Raw genomic sequence first — 11,090 nt, 5'->3', positions numbered from 1 at the left:
GGCCCAGCGCGATGTAATCGAGAAGCATATTGGTGTCCTAGTTCGGTCTTTGAGAAATAGCAGTTGCTACTATTGATAAAAATAAGTAATTGATTGTAAAAAGTATAGTGTCGAAGCCAATTTATACATATCAATTGTGTAACAGAGTTGTGGTTTTTCGGTTCATGGCAACTTTTTATCCAGCGACCATCAGACAGGGAAAGCAATAATGTCAATCTATGGAGAAGCAGCAGCGATTTCTTCAGCTGCGGTTTGGGCTGCCGCCACCTGGCTTTACAGTCAGTTCAGCCATCAGTTTTCGGCACTGCAACTGAATATTGTGAAAGGTGTGGTTGCATCGGCGATGATGTTACTGGTGTTGCCGTTTATGCCACAACCAGAGTGGCAACTGAGTGCGTCTCATCTGTGGATCCTGGGCCTGTCCGGTGTGATTGGCATCGCGATCGGTGACAGCGCTTATTTCGCTGCGCTAAAGCGAATTGGTGCTAATAAAACGCTCTTGCTGGAGTCTTTGGCTCCGCCATTGTCGGGCGTATTGGCTTTGCTGGCGCTACGTGCCAGCCTGAGTCTGCAAAGTTGGTTTGGCGTGTTGCTGACCACCGCTGCAGTGATGTATGTGATTGCCGAACCGCACACCGGGCGGATCATGTCGTCCAGCGGAATTGCATTTGGTGTGCTTGCCAGTGTGTGTCAGGCGACCGGCGTGGTGATCTCGCATTACGCGTTGGTCGAAGGGAATATTCCACCGTTGATTGGGGCGTTGATCCGTCTCAGTGTCGGGGTTGGGGCGGTGATGCTGGTGGTTGGGCGACTTGAATCTCAGCCTTTTTGTGCCATTCGGCGTCATCTCAGTCAGCTTAACCGTTCATCGTTGGGCTGGTTGTTGGCGGCGATTTTTGTCGGCACATTTCTCGCGTTGTGGTTGCAGCAGATAGCACTGAAAAACGCCAATCCGGCCATCGCGCAGACGTTGATCGCCACCAGTCCACTGTTTATCTTGGTCATCTGCGCATGCAGAGGGGAACCTCTGACCCGGCGCAGTGTGCTTGGTACGCTGGTTGCGCTGGTAGGGATTTCGTTGTTCTTTATCCGTTAGCGGTCAGGTTATTCAATACAGATCTGATTACGTCCATTGGCTTTCGCACGATACAATGCTTTGTCCGCGCGATAAAAAGTCCGCTGGGTATTTTCGCCATCGCGGTGCTGTGTGACGCCGACACTGACGGTCAGCCCGCGCTCGCCCAGAATATCATCCCAACCAAATTGGTATATTCTTTCACGGTAGTTTTCAGCGTGCATGGCGGCTTGATCTTGATGTTGATTTTCCAGGATCACCAAAAACTCTTCGCCACCAAAGCGAACACAGGAGGCTCCTCGAAAGCGGAAATACGCAGCCAGTTGTTTGGCGACGTTAATGATTGCCTGATCGCCGACCAGATGGCTGAGTTCATCGTTGATCGATTTGAAGTGGTCGATATCGATCACCAGCAATGAGAAGGTCGCATCGTGCAGCAGCAAATCTTTCAGCTTAACGTCCAGCCAGCGGCGGTTGTGCAGGCCGGTCAAAGGATCGGTAAACACATCCTGCTGCAATTGAGCCACAGTATTCTTCTGGTTTTCGGTGGTTTCTTTCAGCTCGCGGTTCTCAAGCTCTGACAGGATCAGCTTCAGTTGCAGTTCAAAGCGAGACAGGCGACGCAACTGAGAGGAGCCGAGCTCGCTGATGGGGATATTTTTCATCAGATCCGACTCAATTCGGTAAGCCTTTTTCTGATATTCGAGTGCCCGCTTAAAGTCGCTGTTCATCTCACAAGCGGCGCTGTAGGTATCAAAACACCGTTTAGCCAGCACCGGGGAAGCGTACTGGCGAATGCGTTTGCTGATGGTCGCCAGAATCATGTTCGCCATGTCGGATCGTCCGAGCTCACTCAGGCAGTGGGCAAGTTCAAGGCGGATCATATTAAACAGCCAGCTCGAACTGGTGTTTCCGACGCTGTATTGAATGTCGCCCAGAGCGTGAAGCGCCTTGGTGGTATGACCTTCCAGACGCAGGATTTTCGCTTGATAGAGCAGAATTTGCCCGGACAGAACCTTATCACTGACCAGAATACTTAATTCTTCGCACTCTTTGATCAAATCGTGTGCCGCCGAGACGCGGCGCAGTTCGATAAAGCACGCCAGCATGTACAGTTTGTATCTCAGCCGCAGCGAACGACTGGAAATGGCGTGATCAATGCCGTCTATCTTTTGGTAGTAGCGCAGAGCGCGATTGTGATCCCCATAAGCATCACACAGATTACCCATCCCCAGAATGGCCAGCACATAGGCATCAATGTCACTGTGCTCCACGGCGATACTGGAAGCGGAGACGTATTCGTTAAGTGCTCCGGAGAAATCCCCCATTTCAAACAGGCGATCGCTGAGGCTGTTTTTGACTGACAGGATCACATCGGCATCCTGCGGCAGGCTGAGCAAACTCAGTGCGGCGCGCAGCTCGTCGATACTGTTGCGAATCTGATTGAGAGTCAGGCGGTACTCGGCACTGATGATCCAGCAATGGGCTTTTTCACGCGGTGAACTGGCGATGTGTTGGCGGGCATAATCCCAGAAGATGGTTGCCTCTTCACCACTGACAGAGGAAGCATCCAGCCCTGATTCACGTATTTTATTCAGTAGTGCTTCCATCTGATACCTTATGCTGGCTCTCTTCCAGCTGTTCCAGAGTAAACGGGAAGGACAGAACGTCCTGACAGATCACCTCAGGTTGTTGACCTTTAAATCCTTTACGCTGCCATGGATAGAGTTGAATCATATTGCGCAGGATCTGATACATCTCATCGGCGGCCTGTCCCTGTTCGGCCAGTAGCAATCCCAGACGGTTTTGGCTCAGGCGAGCGAGTAAGTCTTGCTGATGACACAGGGAGTGAACCAACTCTGTGCAGGCATCCAGCAATTCCGGATTGGCATGGTGAATTGTCACAACCGTATGCGAGGCGCGTTTCAACTCGGTTTTATGCTGCATCAATTGCTCCCACCAATAGGTTTCAGAAACCAGGCGACTGAGATGTTTTTCCGGGTCGTATTCGTGCTGGGCCCGAATACGGTTGATCAGCTTTCTCGCCCGCTGTTCCAGTTGGCGTTTGGAGTCTCGCGCTTTGTCCAGACCGGTACGGGAATTTTGTTCACGCAGCATGTTGACGGAATGCTGGCGGTACTTTTTGAACGCAGCCAGCGCAGCTTGATCGTCGCCGCATTCCTCGGCAACCCGTGACTGTTGAAAACAGATTTGCGACAGCAGCTCACCATTATCAAAACTGGCGGCGGACGCTTCGGCTTCGACCAATAGTTCGGCAGCTTTCACTGGGTTTTTGCGCAGCAGTTCCAGCCGTGCCCGGCTGATAAATGAATGTGCTTTCATCCAGGTCAGATTGTGCTCGACAGCCAAATCGTGCGCCTTGCGGGTCGCTTCTTCGGCTTCATCAGCCCGTTCCAGACCGAGCAGCGCCAGGCCGCGAAAGTCCCATATCTCGGCGTGCCAGGTCCTGTCCGGGTGGTACTGCAGCGCTTCTATCGCGCCGTCGAGTACCGTCAGCATCTCAACATAGTTGTTAAGCAGGTAGTGGTCCCATGCGAGCAAGATGCGGGATTTGCCTTCCAGCCAGTCGATACGGGCATTATTGGCAACTTTCACCGCCAGCTCATGAGTCGAGCGAGCCATATCAAGCTCATTGGTGATGCGCCAGATGTTGCCAAGCCCAATCAGCGCCTCAATCTGAAATTCGACTTCACCGACCAGCGCGGATTGCTCCAGTGTGTTAATCCAGTATTGTTGAGCAGAATAGTATTTGGCTTGCCCCCAACAGTGCAGGGCGTGGATATGCAGAATTTCCGGCAGGTAATCATCGGTGTCGAGAGCGTTGAGTTTGGCGTAGGCGTCTTTGATGTACTTCAGCCCTTTGCGATAGTCCATCTGACACCAGGCGCAACGTGACATGATGATCAAACACTGGATCCTGCCTTCAGGATAGGCAATTTGGACAGAGCGATTGGCGCATTGTTCGGCCAATTTCAGCACTTTTTGAGGGTTAGACTCAACCTGAGCCCGTAATTGCTCAATTTCGGCTTCTAACGTGTGCTGACTTTTGTCCAATGAATCAATCCTTTAGCTCAGCGCATGGCATGCGAAAGACATTATAAAAACAGCAGTCAGGCTAAAGCCAGAATAAGCAAACACCGGCCATTAAATAGCCGGGTTAGTTCACACTATTCTTGGCTACGACAGCAGTTCGCGCAATGTCAGTGGTTGCTGCGTCAGGCCAAGGTTTTGTGCCGCTGTTTTCCCTGTCTTATCTTGATAGCACAGATTGTGCCAAGCTCGAAAAATATCCAACATGGGCAACAGACCACCAGGGCGAAGCTTGCGTCTCGGCTCGTTAATGAACGTCGAAAAAAGTAGCTGGAAGCGCTGGTGGTAGAATTCGATTTTTCCTGTGCTGGCCTTGCGGAGCCAGTATTCCGGCGTCGGATGATCTCCGGCCAGGTAGCATATTCCTTTGGCGGTGTGATGCTGAGAAGCGATCGCCCAACGGTCGCGCCACCATCCCATATGAACAATGTCGATTTTGTCAAAATCTTGTGTGTTCTCCCAGCCCGGATCTTCTTCTACGTACATAAGGTCGACATTTTGACGCTGAATACGAGGCAGGCATACACTCAGTGCGGCAGAGCGCAGCACGGGGTCTTGGGGCATATAAATCGATACGCGTTTGTCGTCTCCACACATATCCAGCACATGCAAAAAATGGGCGTAAGAGGTGTAAGGAGGTCGTATTAGTGCGCCTTTGGACGGGTAATTGAATGAGGTCAGGTTGCCCATCGGATCTTCGACGTTGCCGCGGGCTAGAATCGTTTGATATTGCTGGTCAATGCGTTCACGCAGATAGGGTGATGCCTCAGGTACTGGCATGTTGGCTTCTGACGAGTGCTCGCGGGAGACAAAGCGAGCGGGTGTCTGGTAAGGGTCATGGTCGACTTCGCCCTGCGGTTCTTCATCGGAGGCGTAGTTGACGTGCTGACACAAAATGTAGCCGGTGTTGGCTTCTCCCGTGGTGATCCACAATACGCCGTTGTTGCTCTGCGGCTGCAAAGGTACGTAAAACGACGCCAGTTCGTATTCGCTGGCATGGTTGACCCAGCGCGCATCTATCATCGCCAGTTTGCGTCGGCAGCGGCTGGCAATGTGATCAAGGTGATCGTAGAACGTTTTTGGGTTGATCGACAGCTTGCGGCAAATTTCACGCACCGAGTAGCTCATGAAGAGTAAGCCGAGCAGATTTTCCTGAAAAGTCAGCTTTTTGTTGGCGCCGGACCATTTGTCGACAAAGGTAGACTGACACGCTTTGCAACGATAACGCTGTCGGTCACCACTGTAACCAAATGCGTGGTACAGATGTTTATGAGTATGAACGGACAAGCCGAAATTTTCGCACTCGTCGTTGCGACACGCCGGAAGGCCATCGCTGTGCAGGTGTCTTAAACGATGCAGTTCGTTTAACACTTCCTGATTGTTAAGTAAGGGGGGGAAAGCACCGCACTCTCGACATACCATCGTTGGCCGCTTAGGGTTAGCATGCTGCAAAACGTAACGATTTGCCTCACTCAATCCAAAGTTGTCACACGCCAATGTTTTACAAAAGTTGAGTTGTAACCCGTCTGCCTCCTTTGGCAGTTCATCGTTTGACACGATCGCCCCCTCGGGAAAATTCAGGCTGCCAACCGGAGCTGGCAGCTTGGTACTGTGGAAAAGAATTCGTTATCACAGTCGATTAGATGTTGATCGCCGTTTCCAGAGCGACTTTCATCATATCGTTGAACGATTTTTGACGGTCTTCTGAGCTCAGTTTTTCACCACGGATGATGTGGTCAGAGACAGTCAGAATGGTCAACGCACGTGCGCCCAGATCCGCTGCGACGCCGTAGATGCCAGCCGCTTCCATATCCACGCCCAGGATGCCCAGTTTCTTCATTTTCTCGAAGATGTCTTCTTCCGGGGTGTAGAACAGGTCAGCAGAGAATACGTTACCCACTTTCACTGGTATTTGCTGATCTCGCGCCTGGTGTACGGCTGTTTCGAGCAGGTCGTAGTCGGCAATGGCAGCGAAATCGTGGTTATTGAAGCGGATACGGTTCACTTTTGAATCGGTAGAAGCGCCCATGCCGATAACCACGTCCATCAGGTTAACGTCATCGCGTACTGCACCACAGCTACCCACACGGATAACGTTTTTCACGCCGTATTCTGAGATCAGTTCGTGTACGTAGATGCAGCATGATGGGATACCCATACCGTGGCCCATAACAGATACTTTTTTACCTTTGTAAGTGCCTGTAAAGCCAAACATGTTGCGAACGTCACAAACTTGCTTCACATCTTCCAGGAACGTTTCTGCGATGTATTTTGCGCGAAGTGGATCACCCGGCATAAGGACGGTTTCTGCGAAATCACCTGGTTGTGCATTGATGTGAGGGGTTGCCATAGCTTTTACTCCAATTTGTCAGTAAATGCATTGAGTCATTTTACTGTTTCTGTTGAAAGTGTGTTTTCTTGTTGAGCCAATACTAACCCTGTCAGTACTGGCTCCTTGAGAAGTATGTCACAAAAAGCCCTGTGTGGAGGGATATATTTTCCATTGATAACCAAATGTGTTGAAAGTGGTAAGGCAATCGATTTGTGTAAACGTTTGGCTGCCTTTTTGTGGTGATTGTTCTGGAAACAAAGCGTGAGCTTTTTATTGGTGTACAAAAAATATTTTTGTACACAGTGATCGACTTGTGCTAATAATTGTACAAGAAAATAATATGTACACATGTCGATGTTCGAGGTGAACCATGGAGAGTCAATCTGTTCTGGTCGGCGTCAGCGCTTGCGTATTGGGCGAGCGGGTCCGTTTTGATTCTGGCCATAAAGTGAGTAATTTCGTCACCAAGGAGCTTGCTCCTCATCTGGAGTTTATTTCTGTGTGCCCGGAAGTCGGCATCGGGATGCCAGTGCCACGACCAACTATACGGCTCATCTCCGACGAAGAGCGCATAGCGCTGGTGGAAACCAAAGATGAGCAACGTGACTACACCGAGGCAATGCAGGCGTTTGCCAAGGATAAAGTCGCCGAGTTGGATCAATTGCCGTTGTGCGGGTATATCGTGTGTGCCAAGTCACCGACCTGTGGAATGGAACGCGTGAAAGTGTACAAAAAGAATAACGCCGACAAAGACGGGGTCGGCATGTACACGCGTGTATTGATGGAGTCGATGCCCTGGCTGCCGATTGAAGAGGACGGGCGTCTGAATGATCCGGTGCTCAAAGAGAATTTCATCACCCGGGTCTATTGTCTGCACGATTTGTATACTTCAATGGGCGGCGTGCCCACTGCCAGCAAGCTGATTGAGTTCCACTCACGCTACAAGCTGACGTTAATGGCGCATCATCCGCAGTCTTACCGAGAGCTTGGCCGGCTGGTAGCCAGTATCAATCAATATGACATCAATGAGTTCTTTAACTTGTATCGTTTGGGATTGATGCAAGCCATGGCCATTCGGGCCAGCCGCAAGAACAATACCAATGTGCTGATGCATCTGCAGGGATACTTTAAGCGTTCGCTGAATAAAGATCAGAAAGCAGAATTGCGCAAAGTGATTGATGACTATCGGATCGGGCTGTTGCCGCTGCTTGCACCAATGACTCTCATCAAACATTACCTCAACGCTTATCCGGACAGTTATCTGGATAAACAGAAATATTTGAACCCCTATCCGCAGGAGTTACGTTTACGTTATGGGTTGTGAAACAAAGCTATATGCAATTCGGGAAGTGGCCGAAGCAACCGGAGTGAAACCGGTCACGCTGCGTGCCTGGCAGCGTCGTTATAACCTCATTCAGCCGCAGCGCACAGAGAAAGGCCATCGGCTGTACACGCAAGCGGACATTGATACCATTCATGCGATTCAACGCTGGCTGGCCAAAGGTGTGGCAATTGGCAAAGTCAAAGGCTTGCTGTTGTCAGGCGATGAGGAGACCGGCGCAGAGCAGGCAGACAACATGACGCTGGACGAAGTGGAAAGTCTGCTGGAAGCGCTGGCCGTACTCAATCAGGGCAAAGCCGAAAGCATCCTCAGCGGTGTGTTTAAAGAATATCCGCTCAAGATTGTGACTCAGCAGTTTGTGATGCCGGTGACGGAGGCTCTGGACAAAGTGAAGTCTAGCCAGCGTACGCTGCAAAAAGCGTTGTTCCAGGCGCTGATGCTTACTCGCATCAGTGCCATCATCGACGCGGAAAATAAAGCGGCGACCAAAGGCAAGTGTCTGTTCGTCAGTCTGGATCCGGTTGGAAGCGTCTTTGCCTGGCTGGAAGCGCTACAACTGTCCGAGACCGGACTACGGGTGATTGTGTTGGATGGGGCTGACGATCTGACCGGGCTCTGTGATGGTGCGGCCTTAGAGTTTTTCTCGCGCTTACATGTGTTCTCTAACCGTGCATTGCCGGATGTTCAGCGGCAGCATCTCGTCGCTTTGTCCAGCCAATGGGACGAACGATTCAGCGCGTCGGATGTGCTGCGGGCACTGCATCTGGACTAGGGAGGCAACATGCAACTGGTATGGTTTCGTCGCGACTTACGTGTTGAGGACAACACAGCGCTTCAACAGGCCCTCCGTTCGGGAGATGCGGTGGTGGCAGCCTTTGTGGCTACGCCTGTGCAGTGGCAGGAACACCATTTGGCGCCGATTCAGGCAGACCTGATTTACCGGCGTCTGTTTGAATTGCAGCGCGATCTGTCCGCACTGGATGTGCCTTTGTTGTATGCCGAAGAGGCTCGTTTCAGCGATGCTGTTGCGGTGGTGACCCACTGGGCGCACACTCTCGGTGCGGTCGCAGTGCACCTGAACAAAGAATACGAACTTAATGAAGTGCGGCGAGATAACGATTTGCAGGAGGCGTTGGCAGATGTGGCGATCGACTGCCAACAGCATGACGACAAATGTGCGTTGCCACCGGGGACGGTGCTGAATCAGCAGGGAAATTATTTCAAGGTGTTTACCCCTTTTAAAAAAGCCTACCTCAAGCGTTTCTATGAAGTCCCGCTGACAATTAAGCGCAGCGACAAAGCATCCCAAACAGCGGCTCTCGGTTCACTGTCCAGTGACGTGTTGTCCAATGAGGCGCCTTTTAGTTATGAGCGGCACAGCAGTAATGCTTATCCGGTTGATACCCGCAGTGTGATCGACACCATGCGCGATTACTGCGCACAATCCGTAGAGCAATATCATCAGGTGCGCGATTTCCCGGCGCAGGATGCGACCAGCCGACTGTCGCCGTATCTTGCTATTGGGGCGCTGTCGGTACGTCAGTGTTTTGCGAGGCTCAGTTATGGTCACCCCCACCTCTGCTCAGGCAGGGAAGTGTGGCAGAGTGAGCTTATTTGGCGTGAGTTCTACCAGCATTTGCTGCATTTTGAACCTAAACTCAGCCGTAGCGAAGACTTTGTCCCATGGGGGCGTCATCTTGAATGGTGGTCTTCGGAAAAGCATTTGCAGGCCTGGAAGGAGGGGCGTACCGGTTATCCCATTGTGGATGCGGCCATGCGCCAACTCAACCAGACTGGCTGGATGCATAACCGGTTACGAATGGTGGTAGCGAGTTTTTTGACCAAAGATCTGCACGTCGACTGGCGGGAAGGTGAAAAATATTTCATGAGTAAACTAATCGACGGTGACTACGCCGCCAACAATGGCGGTTGGCAGTGGTGTGCGTCGACCGGTTGCGACGGTCAGCCTTATTTTCGTATTTTTAATCCGGTCAGCCAGGGAGAAAAATTCGATACGGCAGGGCGTTTTGTCCGTCAATGGGTGCCGGAGTTAGCAGACGTTCCGGACAAATGGATACATCAACCCTGGAAATGGCCGGGTGTAAAGTCATTGTCATATCCATCACCAATAGTTGATCACAAAGCCGAAAGAGAGATAACCTTACGCCTCTATAAAGAAGCCAAGGATAATTGAACATGTTGCGAAAGTTACTCTCGTTATGTTGTTTGCTGAGCTCAACGGCGTTCGCAGCGACTTTTGACCTTCCGCCGGAGGGGAGTAACATTGTGGGCCGTATGCAGTACCACGAGGTCAAAGACGGTGAAAACATGTCGGACATCGCCAAGCAGTACGATGTCGGCTTTCTTTCGCTGATGGCGGCCAACAAAGGGGTAGACCCCTTTGTTCCTCAAGTCGGGTATGTGCTGACGATTCCGTCAGAAATTATTCTGCCGGCAGTCAGACGCGAAGGTATTGTGATTAACCTGGCTGAACTGCGCTTGTATTACTTTGAGCCAGAGCTGAATAAGGTGCACATTTTCCCGGTAGGGATAGGCCGAATTGGCCGCGATACACCCGAAATGGAAACCACCATCAGCCAGATGAGACCCAACCCAACCTGGACACCACCGGCTTCGATTCGTCGAGAATATCTGGCGAAAGGAGTCGAGTTACCGCCCGTGGTACCGGCTGGACCGGATAACCCGCTGGGTTTGTACGCGATGAGGCTGGCGTACGGCGCGGGTGATTATCTGATCCACGGCACCAATAAGGATTTTGGTATCGGTATGCGTGTTAGCGCGGGCTGTATTCGAATGGATCCGAAAGATATTGAGTGGTTGTTTCATCAGGTTGGACGTGGCGTGAAAGTCAAAGTGATCGATGAGCCGATCAAAATGTCGCTGGAGCCGGATCGCAGTGTGTTCGTCGAAGCGCATGAACCGTTGACTCGCAGTGATGGCAGTAAGAAACAGTTGAAAGTGCCACAGGAACTGGTTTGGTGGATGGAGGAGCACAACATTCCTCAGACCAAAGCCCGCTCGGTGATTTTGGCGCAAAATGGTGTGCCAGTCGAAGTGATTCCGCCAAGTTTCGATTCGGCTGACTCGGATCCGTTAGGTGATGATGTTGACTTTGCTTTGCCAACCGAGTGAGTGAAAGATAAATAAAAAAATGGTGACCCATGAGTCACCATTTTTTTATTTCCGCTAACGCAGAAAAGCAAAAGGGC

At 51.3% G+C, this 11,090-nt stretch carries 9 protein-coding genes; 5 read left to right on the top strand and 4 right to left on the bottom strand.

Annotated features, from left to right (window positions below; all coding sequences use genetic code 11):
- Positions 1–208: 208 nt before the first annotated feature.
- Positions 209–1,096, top strand: coding sequence for a DMT family transporter (locus CAG65_RS06680; RefSeq protein WP_161452985.1), 888 nt, complete (start codon positions 209–211; stop codon positions 1,094–1,096).
- A gap of 8 nt (positions 1,097–1,104) precedes the next feature.
- Here CAG65_RS06680 and CAG65_RS06675 read toward each other — a convergent pair whose 3' ends face one another.
- The 4 genes from CAG65_RS06675 to deoD all read right to left on the bottom strand — a co-directional run bounded on the left by CAG65_RS06675 (position 1,105) and on the right by deoD (position 6,536).
- Positions 1,105–2,685 carry a GGDEF domain-containing protein gene (locus CAG65_RS06675; protein WP_161452982.1) on the bottom strand — a complete coding sequence of 527 codons (1,581 nt, stop codon included), beginning with the start codon at positions 2,683–2,685 and terminating at the stop codon, positions 1,105–1,107.
- Positions 2,666–4,150, bottom strand: a complete 1,485-nt coding sequence (locus tag CAG65_RS06670) for a hypothetical protein (RefSeq protein ID WP_161452980.1) — start codon at positions 4,148–4,150, stop codon at positions 2,666–2,668. The genes CAG65_RS06675 and CAG65_RS06670 overlap by 20 nt, the downstream gene beginning before the upstream one ends.
- A 123-nt stretch (positions 4,151–4,273) precedes the next feature.
- On the bottom strand, positions 4,274–5,743 hold the full coding sequence (locus tag CAG65_RS06665; protein WP_161452978.1) for an IS1 family transposase: 1,470 nt from the start codon (positions 5,741–5,743) through the stop codon (positions 4,274–4,276).
- Between the two features lie 82 nt (positions 5,744–5,825).
- Entirely contained in the window at positions 5,826–6,536 is a 711-nt protein-coding gene (gene deoD, locus CAG65_RS06660; protein ID WP_161452976.1) for a purine-nucleoside phosphorylase, read from the bottom strand.
- Positions 6,537–6,888: 352 nt separating this feature from the next.
- On the opposite strand from deoD, the gene CAG65_RS06655 reads away from it, so the two are divergent.
- Genes CAG65_RS06655 through CAG65_RS06640 form a run of 4 tightly spaced genes read left to right on the top strand, consistent with a single transcriptional unit; the run spans position 6,889 to position 11,013 of the window.
- Positions 6,889–7,842, top strand: a complete 954-nt coding sequence (locus CAG65_RS06655; protein ID WP_161448088.1) for a YbgA family protein — start codon at positions 6,889–6,891, stop codon at positions 7,840–7,842.
- The gene (locus tag CAG65_RS06650) at positions 7,832–8,632 is read left to right on the top strand and encodes a MerR family transcriptional regulator (RefSeq protein WP_161452974.1); all 801 of its coding nucleotides are present in this window, start codon (positions 7,832–7,834) and stop codon (positions 8,630–8,632) included. The genes CAG65_RS06655 and CAG65_RS06650 overlap by 11 nt, the downstream gene beginning before the upstream one ends.
- 9 nt (positions 8,633–8,641) lie before the next feature.
- Complete coding sequence (gene phrB, locus CAG65_RS06645; protein WP_161448084.1) at positions 8,642–10,054, top strand: deoxyribodipyrimidine photo-lyase; 1,413 nt, start codon at positions 8,642–8,644, stop codon at positions 10,052–10,054.
- Between the two features lie 2 nt (positions 10,055–10,056).
- On the top strand, positions 10,057–11,013 hold the full coding sequence (locus CAG65_RS06640; RefSeq protein WP_161452972.1) for a L,D-transpeptidase family protein: 957 nt from the start codon (positions 10,057–10,059) through the stop codon (positions 11,011–11,013).
- Positions 11,014–11,090: the final 77 nt, after the last annotated feature.

It is taken from the genome of Vibrio sp. V39_P1S14PM300 (genome assembly GCF_009904765.1).
Classification (GTDB): domain Bacteria; phylum Pseudomonadota; class Gammaproteobacteria; order Enterobacterales; family Vibrionaceae; genus Vibrio; species Vibrio proteolyticus.
This window is presented reverse-complemented; position numbering and strand designations above follow the sequence as displayed.

Coding starts and splice junctions, on each gene's coding strand:
- CAG65_RS06640 (WP_161452972.1), top strand. CDS start 10,057: ATGTTGCGAAAGTTACTCTCGTTATGTTGTTTGCTGAGCTCAACGGCG.
- CAG65_RS06650 (WP_161452974.1), top strand. CDS start 7,832: ATGGGTTGTGAAACAAAGCTATATGCAATTCGGGAAGTGGCCGAAGCA.
- CAG65_RS06675 (WP_161452982.1), bottom strand. CDS start 2,685: ATGGAAGCACTACTGAATAAAATACGTGAATCAGGGCTGGATGCTTCC.
- deoD (WP_161452976.1), bottom strand. CDS start 6,536: ATGGCAACCCCTCACATCAATGCACAACCAGGTGATTTCGCAGAAACC.
- CAG65_RS06655 (WP_161448088.1), top strand. CDS start 6,889: ATGGAGAGTCAATCTGTTCTGGTCGGCGTCAGCGCTTGCGTATTGGGC.
- phrB (WP_161448084.1), top strand. CDS start 8,642: ATGCAACTGGTATGGTTTCGTCGCGACTTACGTGTTGAGGACAACACA.
- CAG65_RS06680 (WP_161452985.1), top strand. CDS start 209: ATGTCAATCTATGGAGAAGCAGCAGCGATTTCTTCAGCTGCGGTTTGG.